This is a genomic window from Methylobacterium sp. C25 (assembly GCF_021352225.1).
In the GTDB taxonomy this organism is placed as follows: Bacteria; Pseudomonadota; Alphaproteobacteria; order Rhizobiales; family Beijerinckiaceae; genus Methylobacterium.
The window spans coordinates 1-14,148 of sequence record NZ_JAAUVI010000014.1; the positions used below are offsets into that span (position 1 = coordinate 1).

Genomic DNA, 14,148 nt, shown 5'->3' on the forward strand with positions numbered 1-14,148 from the left:
GCACGGCTTTCCCCTTCGCGCCGTGGTGCCCGGGTTTGCTGGGGTGCGCAGCCCGAAATGGCTCGCCTCGATCACCGTCCAGGATCAGCCCTCGGCCAATCCGATGCAGGCGGACGACTACAAGCTGTTCCCGCCCGACGTCACCGAGGAGACCGCCGATCCGGCCAAGGGCCACACGATCGAGACGATGCCGCTCAACGCTGCGATCTGCGAGCCGTCTCCCGGAGCGAAGCTGAATGTCGGAGGCAACACGGTACGGGGCTATGCGGTCGCGGGTGATCGCAACGTGGTTCGCGTGGACGTGTCCTGCGATGGCGGCCGCAGCTGGTCACAAGCGCAGCTCGAGGCCGAAGCGGAATCCCCCTTTGCCTGGACCTTCTGGTCGATCGAACTCGATCTGAACCCGGGCGAGCACGAACTTGTCGCCCGCGCCTGGGACGAGGCCGGCCAGACCCAGCCTTCGCAGCCCGACGACACCTGGAACTACAAAGGCTACCTGATGGCCTCCTGGCACAGGGTGCGGGTCACCGCCGACTGAGCCCCGTCACGGCCACCACAGCACGATCGCCGCGAGGCCCGAGATCGCGATCAGCAGAATGGCCACGCCGAGCGTGAGAGCGCGCGGCATCAGGTGGATTTGTGCTTGATTGAGACGAGTACGGATTGCGCCGTCGCGCCAGGCAGCGGCAACGAAGCAGGCCAGCGCGCAGGCGATCAGGGCCAGCGCCAGGACGCGCAGGGGCCAAGCGGGCAGCACCTCCCGCAGGAAGCGCTGCGCGGCGAGCCCGACGCCGAGGAAGGCAAGGCCGGTACGTAGCCAAGAAGCGTAGGTACGCTCGGCGGCAAGCACCGTGCGATCCTCGGCAAGCTTCACACGGGGGTCGTCGGGCGCGATGTCGGTCACGGTTTCGCCTTCCGGATCAGATCGAGCAGGGCGTCTGCGGCGCGGCTCTGATAGCGCTCCTTGTGACGCAGCACACGGAAAGCGCGCTCCGGAAGATCGAACTGCACATGGGCGAGATCGCCGCTTCGCAAGCCTGCAGCCACGACGCTCTCGGACAGGGCACTTGCGCCACCGCCGGCCGCAACGGCCGCGAGCACGGCTTCGTTCGAAGGGAGTTCGAGCGTCGCCACCAGTTCTGATGGAGCGATGCCACGTCCCTCCAGCGCTTCCTCGAATTCCGAGCGCGTACCGGATCCGGCTTCTCGCAAGACCCAATCGGCTCCTCTGAGATCGTCCGGCGTGACCTTCCTCGTTTTGGCGAGTGCGTGGTCCGGCGCGACGACGATCAGGAGCCGGTCCCGCGCGACCGTCTGGCTCGCCAGCGCCGGGTCATCGAGCGGCCCCTCGACGAAGCCGAGCTCGGCGGTTCCTTCGTGGACGGCGGCTGCCGCCTGCTCGGTGTTTCCGACGGTCAGGGAGATCCCGACCTCAGGGTAAGTCTTACGGAAAGCGACGATGTGGCGTGGCAGCCAATGGTTCGCGATGGTCTGGCTCGCCTGGATGATGAGGGTCCCGCGACGAAGTCCGCTCAGATCGGCAAGGACGAGTTCAGCCATCTCGGCGCGCGCCAGGACGGCGCGGGCCTCGATCAGAAAAGCCCGACCCGCCTGGGTCAGCTCGATGCCGCGGCCGACGCGATCGAACAGCTTGGTCGCATGCCGCCCCTCGATATTGGCGATGGCGGTGCTGACGGCGGACTGCGCCAGATTGAGCGCCTCGGCGGCACGGGTCACGTGCTGCCGTTCGGCGACGGCGACGAAGACGCGGAGTTGGTCGAGGGTCACGGGCGCTCCTGCGTCGTGCCCTTCGGGGCTGGCAGACCTCGCACCTGCGCGTCGACCGACTCGGCGACCGCGAGCAGCCGTGCTTCATCGGTTCGGGCCGTGACGACATAAGCCATGCCGCCATCGACCCAGGAGAAGGCGGCAACATCGCCTTCGCGTGCGAAGCGGAACACCGTGCGCCCCTCAGCCGTGCCGACGCGGCTGTAGAGCGTCAGCCTCGTGCCCCGGTCGTCGTCGTACATCAGGAGCGCAGCCTGCTCGGAACCTGCCGGAAGCAGTCGTCCCCCCATCAGACGCAGACCCAGTCCCCGCAGATCGGGCGCAACGAGCTGTCGTCCGAGCCTCTGCGACAGCCAGGAGACCAGATGCGGCATCTCGTTGGCGCGCACCTCGACGGGATGGGCCGCCTCGACCACGAATGTCCGGAAGGCCGCCACGGCATCCTGCGTCGCAGGTTCGGACAGCATCGTGGATACGACCGGCGCTGGACCAAGCCCACGCGCGGTGACCCACCCGCCAATCCCGCCGAGGGCGAGGCAAAGTACGGCTGCTGCCGCAACCGGCCTCCAGATGCTCGTCTGCCGCCGACGCTGGAGATTGGCGATGCGTAGTCTCGCCGGGATCGGCTCGCGCGCGATCGGGTCGAGGCCGGCACGTAGACGGAGGCGCGTCTCGCGATCCGCAGCGACGCGGGCCGCCTGCTCGGGCCTCTCGGCGAGCCAGGCCTCGACGAGGCTGCGCCGCTGCGGATCGAGGCGCTCGTCGATGAGCGCGTGGAGGTCGTCCTCGCCGACCGGCCGCGGGTCCGGCCCACTCATTTGACCCTCCTCAGTAGACCGATCCGCCCGGTTTCGACGAAGCTGCGCATGCGCTCGCGCGCCCGGCTGAGACGCGACATCACCGTCCCAAGCGGTATGTCCAGAACAGCGGCAGCGTCAGCGTAGGACATGTCCTCGACTGCTACGAGCAGCAGGACCGAGCGCTGGTCCTCTGGCAGAGCGTCGAGTCCGGCGAAGAGATCGCGCAGTCCGAGGCCGGCCGCGGGATCGCTCGAACGATCCGGCACGATGTCGAGAACGTCCGGCCCGGCCTGCGGCGCTGCGCGACCCCTGCGACGCAGTCCGGCCAGAAAGAGATTGCGCTGGATCGTGAACAGCCACGCACGCAGGTCGCCGTCGCGACGTCGCTGCGGCCACGCCGCGAGCGCCCGCTCCAGCGTGTCCTGGACGAGATCGTCGGCGGCCTCCCGGTCACGCAGCAACGCGACGGCGTAGCGACGCAGGCCCGGGATCTGCGGCTCGATCAACGTGGCGATCTCGTCCACGAACACTCCCCATTCGAACCCTCTGACAAAGGAGATGCCTGAACGGCGGTTCTATTCCATCCGGACCACGAAGGTCTGTCGATCACCCTGGCTCGCACTTTTTTTCGAGAGGTGCGGAATGATCGGCCTTCGCCAGCATCTCTTCTGTCAGACACCAGGAGGAGAGACCATGCGTGGAGCAGTGATGTCGCTGGCGGTCGCGGCCCTCATCGCTACGGGTGCCGTTGGCGGCCGTTTGATAATCGGTACCGGCCAGGCCGAGACGACGGCCCAGGCCGATCCGTCGAGTTTCGATGCCATGATGGCCACGTCGATGGCGCGCATGCATGCCGACATGGCGGTCGCACCATCGGGCGATCCGGACCGCGATTTCGCCGCGATGATGATCCCGCACCATCAGGGCGCGGTCGACATGGCGAAGGCAGAACTCGCCCACGGCCGCGATCCGGTCCTCCGTCGGCTCGCCGAAGGCATCATCGTCGAGCAGCGGCAGGAAATCGAAGTGATGCGCCGCGCGCTCGCCGAGCGCCCTCCTGCGCCGCCGACGCAGGGTGCCTCCGCCCCGCACGCCCACCATCACTGAAACAGAGCTGAAGAGGATCCAACGATGACCCGCATGAGCACGCGCATCCTGCTATCGGCAACGCTCGGTGTCCTGATCGGCGGCATGGCGCTCGCCGGCCAAGTGCCCGGGCCCGCCTCGGCGCCGGATGTTCCGGTGAGCCACCGCGACCGCTTCTACACCTCCGACCAGTTCTCCAACACCGTCTCGGTGATCGATCCGGCCGACAACAAGCTCCTCGGCGTGATCAAGCTCGGCGACACGACGCCGATGAACCTGAGCCCTCTCTACAAGGGCCAGTTGCTCGTGCACGGCATGGGCTTCTCGCCGGACCGCAAGACGCTGCTTGCCGTCTCGATCGGCTCGAACTCGGTCACCTTCATCGACACGGCGACCAACACGGTGCGCAAGACGGCCTATGTCGGGCGCTCGCCGCACGAGGCCTTCTTCACGCCCGACGGCAAGGCGGTCTGGGTCAGCGTGCGCGGTGAGGACTACATCGCCGTGCTCGACGCCGAGAGCGGCAAAGAGGCCGGCCGGATCACGGTGCCGAACGGGCCGGGCATGACCATCTTCTCGCCGGACGGCCGCTATGGCTACGTCTGCTCCAGCTTCTCGCCCGAGACGGTGGTGATCGACGTGAAGACCCACGAGATCGCGGGCCGGGTGAAGCAGGAGAGCCCGTTCTGCCCCGACATTGCCGCGACGCCGGATGGCGCGCAGGTGTGGTTCACGCTGAAGGACGTCGGCAAGGTGCAGGTCTTCGAGGCCAAGCCCCCGTTCAAGCCGCTCAAGACGCTCGATACCGGGCCGATCACCAACCACGTCAACATCGTGCGCAACAAGGCGGGGCAGTTCGCCTACGTCACCATCGGCGGCGAGAACACGGTGAAGGTGTTTCGCACCGACGACTACGCCCAGGTCGCGACGATCCCGACCGGCGCCCTGCCGCACGGCCTCTGGCCCTCGGGCGACGGCTCGCGCGTCTATGTCGGCCTGGAGAATGCCGACAAGGCTGCGGTGATCGACACCGCCAGCAACACGCTGATCGCCGAGATCCCGATCGGCCAGGGCCCCCAAGGGGTCGCATACGTGCCCGAGGCGGTGCCGGACGGAGCTGGTGCGAAGAACCTCCAGCCGCTCGGCCCGGCGGGCAAGAGCAGCACGCTCACCCTCGCCGGCTCGGACGGCAAACCGGCGACGCAGGTGACACTGTTCGACCAGGGCGTGCTGCAGACGCTGCAAGCCGCCGTCACCGGGCTAGCGCCGAAAAAGCCGTTCGTCCTCGCCCTGTCGCGCGACCCGAAGGGCACCGGCACCGTCGAACCTCTGGCGGGCTTCATGACCAACCCAGCCGGTGCTGCGATCGTGAACGCGGTCGGCCCGATCCGGCAGGTCACGCAGGGTGCATCCGAGGATGGCCGCCGCTACCTCGTCATCGTCGAAGGCAAGCCGGGCGAACTGGGGCAGCCGGTGCAGCGGCAGAGCGAATGATAGCGAGCCGCTGGATCACCGCTATGGGGATCGCAAAAGGCTAAACGACTACCGGGAGCGGTCCGAGATCCGGTCCGCTCCCGGTCTCATGCCCAGTTCGAGCGAAAGATAGAAAGGGTACCGAGCTGGCTCGAAGGCTAGCGTTTCCCAAAACCGATGTCCGCAGCCACATCCCGTAGGCGATCGGGCTCACGCTCCTTCCGCTCGCTGTAGCGATCCACGAGATAGTCGGCGCGTTCGCGGGTGAGGAGCGTGAACTTCATCAACTCCTCGCAGACGTCGACGACACGCTCGTAGAGAGGGCCCGGCTTCATGCGGCCGGCGTCGTCGAATTCCTTGTAGGCCATTGGTACCGAGGACTGGTTCGGAACCGTGATCATCCGCATCCAGCGCCCGATGACGCGCAGCGCGTTCACGGCGTTGAAGCTCTGCGATCCGCCGGACACTTGCATCACCGCGAGCGTGCGGCCCTGCGTCGGGCGGACCGAGCCCTCGCTCAGGGGAAGCCAGTCGATCTGGCTCTTCATGACGCCGGTCAGGCTGCCGTGACGTTCCGGGCTGACCCAGACCTGCCCCTCGGACCAGATCGATAACGATCTCAGCTCCTGGACCTTCGGGTGGTCGGCCGTCGTGTCGTCCGGCAGCGGCAGGCCGTGGGCATCATAGATGCGGACCTCGCCGCCCATCGCCTCCAGCAGACGAGCCGCCTCGTACGCGAGGAAGCGGCTGAACGACCGCTCGCGCAGTGACCCATAGAGGACGAGGAAGCGCGGCGCGTGTGTGAAGGGCGTCGTTGCGTGGACGCGCTCGCTGGTCGGCACCTTGAAATGCGCCTCGCTGAGGTTTGGGAGGCCATCGGCGAAAGGCTGCAGGGGCTTGTCCAAGACGTAGGCTTTCTCTACAATTCAACGATCATTGAATAAATGGACCGATCATGGACGAACGGCAAGCCGTCGCTGCCTTCTCTGCCCTCGGACAGGAACACCGGTTCCGGGTGGTCCGTGCTCTCGTCACAGCTGGGCCGGATGGCCTTGCTGCCGGCACGCTCGCGACCGAGATCGGCGTCTCGGCGACGAACCTGACCTTCCACCTGAAAGAGCTGTCACATGCCGGGCTGATCCAGTCCCGGCGCGAGGGCAAGTCGGTCATCTACAGCGCCGCCTACGAGGGCCTGTCCGACCTCATCGCCTTCTTGATGCGCGACTGCTGCCAGGGCCGGCCCGACGTCTGTGCCCCGGCGGTCGCAGCCCTTTCCGCCTGCAACTGCCCCCCAGGAGACAGCGCCCATGTCTGAGGCGTTCGATGTCGTCATCTACCACAACCCAGCCTGCGGAACGTCGCGCAACACCCTGGCAATGATCCGCAATGCCGGCATCGAGCCGCATGTGATCGAGTACCTGAGATCCCCGCCATCGCGAGCGATGATCACCCAGCTCACCGACCGTGCCGGGATCACCGTCCGCGACCTGATACGGGAGAAGGGCACGCCCTACGGCAAACTCGGGCTTGGCGACCCCTCGCTCTCAGAGGAACAGCTCCTCGACGCCATCCAGGCTTACCCAATCCTGATGAACCGGCCGGTCGTGGTCTCGCCCAAGGGCGTCCGGCTCTGCCGTCCCTCCGAGGGCGTGCTCGATCTGCTGCCGGCGCAGCAGGGCGAGTTCGTGAAGGAGGACGGCGAACGCGTCGTCGATGAGCACGGCCGCCCCGTGGCCACGGCCTGACGGAGGCCTCCATGTCGATCTTCGAACGCTACCTGACCGTCTGGGTCGGGCTCTGCATCGTGGCCGGTATCGCGCTGGGCCATGTCATGCCCGGCGTCTTCCAGGCGGTTGGCGCGGTGGAGATCGCGAAGGTGAACCTGCCGGTCGCGGTCCTGATCTGGCTCATGGTCATCCCCATGCTGCTCAAGATCGACTTCGCCGCTCTCGGACAGGTCGGGCGCCACTGGCGCGGCATCGGCATCACGCTGCTGATCAACTGGGCGATCAAGCCGTTCTCGATGGCGGCGCTCGGCTGGCTCTTCGTGGGCTGGCTTTTCCGGCCCTACCTGCCGGCCGACCAGATCGACAGCTACATTGCCGGCCTGATCATCCTGGCAGCCGCGCCCTGCACGGCCATGGTGTTCGTGTGGTCGAACCTGACGAAGGGAGAGCCCCACTTCACGCTCTCGCAGGTGGCGCTGAACGACACGATCATGGTGGTGGCCTTCGCGCCCATCATCGGTCTGCTGCTCGGGCTGTCGGCCATCACGGTGCCCTGGGGAACGCTGGTGTTGTCGGTGGTGCTCTACATCGTCATCCCGGTCATCATCGCCCAGTTGGTCCGGCGTAGCCTCCTGGCTTCCGGCGGACAGGCGGCCCTCGACCGGTTGCTCGGCGTGCTCGGTCTCGTCTCCCTGATCGCACTTCTCACAACCCTGGTGCTGCTGTTCGGCTTTCAGGGCGAGCAGATCCTGGCTCAGCCCGCCGTCATCGCGCTTCTGGCGGTCCCGATCCTCATCCAGGTCTACCTGAACTCGGGACTAGCCTACCTGCTGAACCGGTTAGCTGGAGAGGAGCACTGCGTCGCAGGTCCTTCGGCTCTAATCGGCGCTTCGAACTTCTTCGAACTCGCGGTCGCTGCCGCCATCAGCCTGTTCGGCTTCCACTCCGGGGCAGCCCTGGCCACGGTGGTCGGCGTTCTCGTCGAGGTACCGGTCATGCTCTCGGTCGTCTGGATCGTGAACCGCAGCAAGGGCTGGTACGAGGGCGGCGCCGTTCGTCCCGAAGCCATGCCACGCATTTCAAAAGAAAGGGGCGGCTGATGCCCCTGCGACGTTAGTGTCTGCTTTCGGGGTTGGAGCGAGGTGCCGGAGCGGGAAGCCCGCTCACCGTCAGACCGCGCCGGACCGAGGCGTCGTGCTGGAGGTGAGGCTGAACAGGACCATGCCCGAGACCATCGAGACGACGAATACACCGATGGACGGCAGGCCGAGGGGTAGCGCGGCTAGGGCGGGACCAGGACACAGGCCCACCAGTCCCCATCCAATCCCGAACAGCGTCGCGCCCCCGATTAGCCGGGCGTCGACGATGCGTGTCGTCGGGACGTCGAAGCGAGAGGCCATCACGGGATTCCGCATCCGTGCCGCAATGACATAGCCGATGGAGGAGACGCCGACCGCACCACCGAGGACGAAGGCAAGGCTCGGGTCCCATCGCCCAGCGACATCGAGAAATCCTAGTACCCGGGTCGGGTTCATCATGCCCGAAATGGCGAGGCCGAGGCCGAACAGGAGCCCGGCCACAAGCGCGACGGCCAGCCGAAGGGGACCAGTCATCAGCCGCTCCTATGACGGACGATGAAGACCGTCGCGGCGGCTGCGACCATGAATACAGCCACGGCAGTGACCGAGCGGGGCGAGAGCCGGGCCAGCCCGCAGACCCCGTGTCCGCTTGTGCAGCCCGACCCGAGGCGGGTGCCGTAGCCGACCAAGAGGCCGGCCACGATCAACACAGGCAAGGATGCGTCCGACTGCACTTCGGGCCAATGCCCGGCCTGCATCCGATAGAGGAGCGGGCCGAGAAGCAGGCCAACGAGGAAGACGGCACGCCAAGGGGTGTCGCGTCCGTATGGACTGAGCATACCGCTGGCGATGCCGCTGATTCCCGCGATCCTCCCAATGCCGAGGAGCAGAAGAACTGCGGACGCGCCAATAAGAAGGCCGCCGACCAGCGGGTAGACGAAAGCACTCACGCCCGATCCCCGACCATCCCGAACATCGCGGCTTGCTGGGTACGTGAGCGGTCGGCTCTTGACGGTCGCATTGCGGGCAGGGTGTTCGGTGCGCCCGCGTAGATCCTGCAAAGCTCGTTCAGCACTGCCATGACCCGCGGTTCCGTCACGTGATAGAAAACGGACTTGTGCTCCCGCCTGGTCGAGACGAAGTGCGCCTCGCGGAGTTCGCCAAGTTGCTGCGACAAGGTCGGCTGACGGATGCCCAACTCCCGCTCGATGTCGGCTACCGAGCGCTCTCCCTCCAACAGGAGTAAGGCGATGCGTAGCCGGTTGGGGTTCGCCAGGACCTTGAGCGCCTCGCCGATCAACGCCACGACGTCGTCCGTCAAGAGGCGCTCCTCCCGAAGGCGTCGAGGGGGATCTTGAGGTAGCGCCTGCCGTTCGCCTCCGGGTCGGGTAGCCGTCCGCCGCGGATGTTTACCTGCAGGGCGTGCAGGATCAGCTTCGGCATCGGCAGGGTCGCGTCTCGCGCCTTCCGGATCGCCACGAACTCGTCCTCGGTGCCCGCGGCGACGATGTGTGTGTTGGTCGCCCGCTGCTCCGCGACAGTGCTCTCCCAAAGCGGCTCCCGGCCACCCTGGCCGTAGTCGTGGCCGGTGAAAACGCGGGTGTCGTCCGGAAGCGCCAGGATGCGTTGTAGCGAGCGCCACAGCCTTGCGGCGTCGCCCCCGGGGAAGTCGCAGCGCGCCGTTCCGGAATCTGGCATGAAAAACGTATCGTGAACGAAGGCGGCATCGCCGACCACGACGGTGATGGAGGCGAGCGTATGACCCGGCGAGTGCATGACGCGAGCGTCGAGTTCGCCGATTCGGAATGTCTCGCCGTCGTCGAAGGTCTTGTCCCACTGTGAGCCGTCTGTCGGAAAGTCAGCCGGCAGGTTGTAGATGTGCTTCCACAGGGCCTGGACGTCGACAACACGCGCGCCGGTCGCCGTCGGGGCGTCGGTCGCCTCCTTGAGGTACCGGGCCGCCGATAGGTGGTCGGCGTGGGGGTGGGTGTCCACGATCCAATCGACTGTCAGTCCCTGTTCATCGACATGGGCGAGGATCGCGTCGGCCGAACGGGTCGCGGTGGCACCCGCCTTCTCATCGAAATCAAGGACGGGGTCGATGATCGCGCAGCGACGCGTCACTGGACAGGCGACGACGTATTGGATGCTGCCGCTGCAGGCCTCGTAGAAGCCTTGTACGATGGGCCTGGGATCGAGTTTGCTCATCGTCATGCGCTCCCCAGCCGATAATACCAATCGGACGCGCCGGCCTCTGCCTTGGCCGAAATCTTATCGAACGTGAGCGGCGGGGCGACGATGACGGGGTCGCCCGGCCTCCAACCCTCGGGGGTCGAGATCTCGGCCGCGTCGGTGGCCTGGAGAGCCGAGACCAGGCGCAGGATCTCGTCCACGCTTCGACCTACGGTCATCGGGTAGGAAACCGTCGCTCGGATCACGCCTTCCGGGTCGATCACGAACGTGGTGCGCACGGTGGCGCTGGACGTCGCGTTTGCGGGCAGCATGCCGTAGGCCCGCGCGATGCCCATGGCCGGATCCTCGACGATGGGAAACGGTACCCGTACGCCAAAGCGATGCTCGATGCTGTGCTTCCAGGCGAGATGCGATGACAGGCTATCCACCGAGAGCGCGAGCAGGTCGCACTCTAGTTCTCGGAACCGATCGAACGCCTTGGCGAAGGCAACGAACTCGCTGGTGCAGACCGGGGTGAAGTCGGCAGGGTGGGAGAAGAAGACCAGCCAGCGACCTCGATACGTGTCGAGACCACGCTCGCCCATCGTGGTGCGCGCCCGGAACGCGGGCGCGTCATCGCCGATCATGGGCAGATGCGTCCGCAGCTCCGTCTCAGCCGTCGAGATTTCGCTTTCTAGATTCATGAATTGACGCACTCTCGACTTTGCCTAGTTTAGTACTATCAGAGTGTAGCCCCTTGCCTGCGCTGTCAATATGTGATCGTCTAAAGCCACACAGTCATTTAAGTTATTTATATATTGAAATGGCTGGCGACAGAAATAGGAAGTTTTCATGGAGATGAAGTGGATCAACCGGGACATTTCCGTCTCGGAGCAGATCGCATCGACTGATGTCGATGCGATCGCGAAAGCCGGCTTCCGATCCGTGGTCTGCAACCGCCCGGACGGTGAGACGACCGACCAACCGACTTTTGCGCAGATCTCCGAGGCGGTGCGCGAGGCTGGCCTCGAAGCGGCCTACGTACCAGCCGTCTCAGGACAGATCGGGAACGACGACGTCGTTGCCTTCGCCGAGGCATTGCGAAGTCTGCCTAAGCCCGTTTTGGCCTACTGCCGCACCGGCACCCGCTCGGCGACGCTCTGGTCTCTCGCCGAGGGGATGCGTGGCCGTCCCGTCGCGGAGATCCTCTCGGCGACGAAGGCAGCCGGGTACGACATGGCCGGCTCGACCCGACGCATTGCCGCAGGTGATCGATCGCCAACCGAGGAGAGTGGTACAAGCTATACCGTGGTCATCGTCGGTGCCGGAGCGGCCGGCATTGCGGTCGCTTCAAGCCTGAAGGCGCGAAAGCCCGATCTGACGGTCGCGATCATCGACCCGGCGGACGTGCACTACTACCAGCCCGGCTGGACCCTGGTCGGCTGTGGCGTCTTCACCGCGGACCAGACAGCTCGAACCATGGGATCGCTAATCCCGGAGGGTGTGCGCTGGATCAAGGCCGGCGTTGCCGCCTTCGAACCCGACCGTAAGGCGGTCGTGCTGGAGGACGGCCGCGTGGTTCGATATGAACGTCTTGTGGCGGTTCCAGGCCTCAAGCTGAACTGGAACGGGATCGAGGGACTCGACGGCACGCTGGGGCGCAACAGCGTCACCTCTAACTACCGCTACGATCTAGCGCCCTACACCTGGGAACTCGTGCAGGGGCTTCGGAAAGGTCGCGCAGTATTCACTCAGCCGCCAATGCCAATCAAGTGCGCCGGTGCTCCCCAGAAGGCGATGTATCTCTCGGCCGACCACTGGCAGCGTTCTCGAGTCCTCGGCGACGTGCAGGTCGATTTCTTTACGGCGACCCCCGCTTTGTTCGGGGTCAAGGAATATGTGCCGCCGCTGATGAACTACATCGAGCGCTACCGGGCCGGCTTACACCTCAAGCACAACCTTACGCGGATCGACGGCCCCCGCCGGCGGGCTTGGTTCGCCCGGACCGATGAAGGCGGTGCCGTCACCGAAGTCGAGACCGACTTCGAGATGCTCCACGTGGTGCCGCCGCAGCAGGCCCCGGACTTCGTTCGTGCCTCCCCGCTGGCCGATGCTTCCGGCTGGATCGAGGTAGACCATGCCAGTCTCCGCCACACCCGCTTCCAAGACGTCTACAGTCTCGGCGACGCCTGCAGCGCGCCCAACGCCAAGACTGCTGCGGCAGCGCGCAAGCAGGCGCCCATCGTGGCTCACAATCTCTTGTGCGATCTGGGTTTCGTGAAGGAGCCCGAGGCTGCATACGACGGCTATGGCTCGTGTCCCCTGACGGTGGAGCGTGGTAAAATCCTGCTTGCCGAGTTCGGGTATGGCGGGAAGCTCCTACCGAGCTTCCCCAGCTGGTTCATCGACGGCACAAAGCCGAGCCATGCCGCGTGGCTGCTCAAGGAGCGCATGCTGCCGTCGATCTACTGGCAAGGCATGCTGAAAGGGCGCGAGTGGATGGCTAGCCCGAAGGTAGCCGCATGACTACCAAGGCACAGCCCCTGATGGCGTCATCTGCAACTATGACCGGTGTGCTCAGTCGAGTCGCGACCATCCTGCTAATGCTGGGCCTTGGTGTTGGGCCAGCACTAGCGCTGGGCGAAGCGCCGCCCGGATACTACACTTCCCAGAAAGTGGTCTACCACAACGATGGCGGACCACCGGACAACGTCACCTACTTCAAGCGCTTGCTTGGGAATCTTCGCAATCACGTCCAAGCGGTCGGAAAAGATCGGCTCGACTTGCGCGTGGTCGATCATGGCGACGGAGTATCCCTGTTTCAGATCGCGCAGAATGACAAAGATTTATCTGGAGGAATTGACACCCTCAAAACGCAAGGTGTCCGCTTTCTTATCTGCAACAACACGCTGACTGAACGAAATATTGACTGGCATACACTTTACGGTGTCAGAGAAGACGATATCGTACCGAGTGGAGTGGCCGAACTTGCGCGCCTGCAGGGCATGGGATTCGTCTACGTTCACCCGTAGCCTAGCCAGAGTTTTTGCGACGAGCAGGTGGACCTAAAAGTCCAAGCGGTCTCGTACGGCGGCTATGCCCGCTGCGGCGCAGGCGTCGTCTTTGTCGCCTCCGGGCGCGCCTGAGACCCCTATCGCGCCGACGACGCCGCCGTCTGCTTCGATAGGCTGGCCTCCGGCCATGGCGACAATGTTGGGCAGCCGCCCTAAGCTGGGATCGAGGCGGTTCGTCGCGATCCCCTTGGCGAACTCAGCTGTGGTGCTGCGGAAGCTCAAGGCCGTGTAGGCCTTCGATGTGGCCGTATTTGCCGAGGGCAACCCTGCGAAGCGGTCACGCAGCAGCACCAGAGGTGCCCCGAACCGATCCATCACAACGACCGCGACCTGAAGCCCGTCATCGCGGCACTTCTTCAAAGCCGCTTGGGCAATCTCGAAGGCGACATCGGGTGAGATCGACTTGTAGGTGACGACGGCATCTTCCGCCGCGACTGGTCGAGCAAGGAACAGGCCCGTGAGGGCGACTAAGACCGCGGCTGGGTTGATCGCCTTAAGGTCGAACATAGCTCCACCCCTGCTCCTGCCGCTCCATAATCTGCACGACGCCAGACGGAACGATCGTGGCCTGCGGCAGCAGCTCGATCGGATGCCCCTCGGCCTTCTCCATGGCGGTCTTGGTGTTGTTGCAGGCCGAGAACTGGACCTTCGACGGGAAGCCGTAATCAGCGAAGTGAGCGATCCGGTCGGCTACCGTGGATTTGTCAGCCCGATACATCGCCAAGCCTGGTCCGAAAGCGACGATGTCGATCTCGACCTCTTCATTCTTGTCGCGGTAGTAATCAACGACATTGGTAGCATTGTTGAGCGTCAAGCTCATCGTGGCCGTGTCGGCCGTGTCAACTTGAAACACAACGCGGTGCTGCTTGCTTCCGTCGGCGGCGGAAGCCGGAGCGGCTGCGAGGCAAGCCAGCAGGAACAGGGTCAGGCGTCGGGCCGGCCGTTGCAT

General features: G+C 65.2%; 20 protein-coding genes. 8 read left to right on the forward strand and 12 right to left on the reverse strand.

The window, feature by feature from the left end; all coding sequences use genetic code 11:
* Positions 1–538: molybdopterin-dependent oxidoreductase (locus HCU64_RS22210; RefSeq protein WP_233386464.1), on the forward strand; the 538-nt coding region annotated here is incomplete at its 5' end.
* A 6-nt stretch (positions 539–544) separates the two neighbouring features.
* Here HCU64_RS22210 and HCU64_RS22215 read toward each other — a convergent pair.
* The 4 genes from HCU64_RS22215 to HCU64_RS22230 are packed head-to-tail and all read right to left on the reverse strand — an operon-like array spanning position 545 to position 3,112.
* Entirely contained in the window at positions 545–904 is a 360-nt protein-coding gene (locus HCU64_RS22215; protein ID WP_233386466.1) for a DUF202 domain-containing protein, read from the reverse strand.
* Positions 901–1,788 carry a LysR family transcriptional regulator gene (locus HCU64_RS22220; RefSeq protein WP_233386467.1) on the reverse strand — a complete coding sequence of 296 codons (888 nt, stop codon included), beginning with the start codon at positions 1,786–1,788 and terminating at the stop codon, positions 901–903. The genes HCU64_RS22215 and HCU64_RS22220 overlap by 4 nt, the downstream gene beginning before the upstream one ends.
* Complete coding sequence (locus tag HCU64_RS22225) at positions 1,785–2,606, reverse strand: anti-sigma factor family protein (RefSeq protein ID WP_233386468.1); 822 nt, start codon at positions 2,604–2,606, stop codon at positions 1,785–1,787. Before HCU64_RS22225 ends, HCU64_RS22220 begins: the two co-directional genes overlap by 4 nt.
* On the reverse strand, positions 2,603–3,112 hold the full coding sequence (locus HCU64_RS22230) for an RNA polymerase sigma factor (protein WP_233386469.1): 510 nt from the start codon (positions 3,110–3,112) through the stop codon (positions 2,603–2,605). Before HCU64_RS22230 ends, HCU64_RS22225 begins: the two co-directional genes overlap by 4 nt.
* A 169-nt stretch (positions 3,113–3,281) precedes the next feature.
* Here HCU64_RS22230 and copM point away from each other — a divergent pair, with 169 nt between their 5' ends.
* Together copM and HCU64_RS22240 are read left to right on the forward strand one after the other, a co-directional pair.
* Positions 3,282–3,695: a CopM family metallochaperone gene (gene copM / locus HCU64_RS22235; protein ID WP_233386470.1), complete on the forward strand. Its 414-nt coding sequence runs from the start codon at positions 3,282–3,284 to the stop codon at positions 3,693–3,695.
* A 33-nt stretch (positions 3,696–3,728) separates the two neighbouring features.
* Positions 3,729–5,168, forward strand: a complete 1,440-nt coding sequence (locus HCU64_RS22240) for a YncE family protein (RefSeq protein WP_442786004.1) — start codon at positions 3,729–3,731, stop codon at positions 5,166–5,168.
* A 137-nt stretch (positions 5,169–5,305) separates the two neighbouring features.
* Here HCU64_RS22240 and arsH read toward each other — a convergent pair whose 3' ends face one another.
* Complete coding sequence (gene arsH / locus HCU64_RS22245) at positions 5,306–6,052, reverse strand: arsenical resistance protein ArsH (protein ID WP_233386472.1); 747 nt, start codon at positions 6,050–6,052, stop codon at positions 5,306–5,308.
* Positions 6,053–6,102: 50 nt separating this feature from the next.
* Between arsH and HCU64_RS22250 the strand changes: the two genes are divergently transcribed.
* Genes HCU64_RS22250 through arsB form a run of 3 tightly spaced genes read left to right on the forward strand, consistent with a single transcriptional unit; the run spans position 6,103 to position 7,974 of the window.
* The gene (locus tag HCU64_RS22250) at positions 6,103–6,462 is read left to right on the forward strand and encodes an ArsR/SmtB family transcription factor (protein ID WP_233386473.1); all 360 of its coding nucleotides are present in this window, start codon (positions 6,103–6,105) and stop codon (positions 6,460–6,462) included.
* Positions 6,455–6,892, forward strand: coding sequence for an arsenate reductase (glutaredoxin) (gene arsC / locus HCU64_RS22255; protein ID WP_233386475.1), 438 nt, complete (start codon positions 6,455–6,457; stop codon positions 6,890–6,892). The genes HCU64_RS22250 and arsC overlap by 8 nt, the downstream gene beginning before the upstream one ends.
* Before the next feature lie 11 nt (positions 6,893–6,903).
* A complete protein-coding gene (gene arsB, locus HCU64_RS22260) occupies positions 6,904–7,974 on the forward strand; it encodes an ACR3 family arsenite efflux transporter (protein WP_233386476.1) in 1,071 nt (356 codons plus the stop codon).
* Between the two features lie 69 nt (positions 7,975–8,043).
* On the opposite strand, the gene HCU64_RS22265 is transcribed toward arsB, so the two are convergent.
* From HCU64_RS22265 to HCU64_RS22285, 5 genes are read right to left on the reverse strand one after another with little or no spacing between them, the layout of a single operon-like run.
* On the reverse strand, positions 8,044–8,487 hold the full coding sequence (locus HCU64_RS22265; RefSeq protein WP_233386477.1) for a DUF6691 family protein: 444 nt from the start codon (positions 8,485–8,487) through the stop codon (positions 8,044–8,046).
* Complete coding sequence (locus tag HCU64_RS22270; RefSeq protein ID WP_233386478.1) at positions 8,487–8,903, reverse strand: YeeE/YedE family protein; 417 nt, start codon at positions 8,901–8,903, stop codon at positions 8,487–8,489. Before HCU64_RS22270 ends, HCU64_RS22265 begins: the two co-directional genes overlap by 1 nt.
* Complete coding sequence (locus HCU64_RS22275; RefSeq protein WP_233386479.1) at positions 8,900–9,274, reverse strand: ArsR/SmtB family transcription factor; 375 nt, start codon at positions 9,272–9,274, stop codon at positions 8,900–8,902. Before HCU64_RS22275 ends, HCU64_RS22270 begins: the two co-directional genes overlap by 4 nt.
* A complete protein-coding gene (locus tag HCU64_RS22280; protein WP_442785999.1) occupies positions 9,271–10,167 on the reverse strand; it encodes an MBL fold metallo-hydrolase in 897 nt (298 codons plus the stop codon). Before HCU64_RS22280 ends, HCU64_RS22275 begins: the two co-directional genes overlap by 4 nt.
* Complete coding sequence (locus tag HCU64_RS22285) at positions 10,164–10,772, reverse strand: peroxiredoxin (protein ID WP_233386481.1); 609 nt, start codon at positions 10,770–10,772, stop codon at positions 10,164–10,166. The genes HCU64_RS22280 and HCU64_RS22285 overlap by 4 nt, the downstream gene beginning before the upstream one ends.
* Positions 10,773–10,977: 205 nt before the next feature.
* Between HCU64_RS22285 and HCU64_RS22290 the strand changes: the two genes are divergently transcribed.
* Both HCU64_RS22290 and HCU64_RS22295 read left to right on the forward strand, forming a co-directional pair.
* Positions 10,978–12,651 carry a bifunctional protein tyrosine phosphatase family protein/NAD(P)/FAD-dependent oxidoreductase gene (locus HCU64_RS22290; RefSeq protein ID WP_233386482.1) on the forward strand — a complete coding sequence of 558 codons (1,674 nt, stop codon included), beginning with the start codon at positions 10,978–10,980 and terminating at the stop codon, positions 12,649–12,651.
* Between the two features lie 38 nt (positions 12,652–12,689).
* Positions 12,690–13,157, forward strand: coding sequence for a DsrE family protein (locus HCU64_RS22295; RefSeq protein WP_233386582.1), 468 nt, complete (start codon positions 12,690–12,692; stop codon positions 13,155–13,157).
* Between the two features lie 33 nt (positions 13,158–13,190).
* Here HCU64_RS22295 and HCU64_RS22300 read toward each other — a convergent pair whose 3' ends face one another.
* Together HCU64_RS22300 and HCU64_RS22305 are read right to left on the reverse strand one after the other, a co-directional pair.
* The gene (locus HCU64_RS22300) at positions 13,191–13,706 is read right to left on the reverse strand and encodes a GlcG/HbpS family heme-binding protein (RefSeq protein ID WP_233386483.1); all 516 of its coding nucleotides are present in this window, start codon (positions 13,704–13,706) and stop codon (positions 13,191–13,193) included.
* On the reverse strand, positions 13,693–14,148 hold the full coding sequence (locus tag HCU64_RS22305) for a DsrE family protein (RefSeq protein WP_233386583.1): 456 nt from the start codon (positions 14,146–14,148) through the stop codon (positions 13,693–13,695). The genes HCU64_RS22300 and HCU64_RS22305 overlap by 14 nt, the downstream gene beginning before the upstream one ends.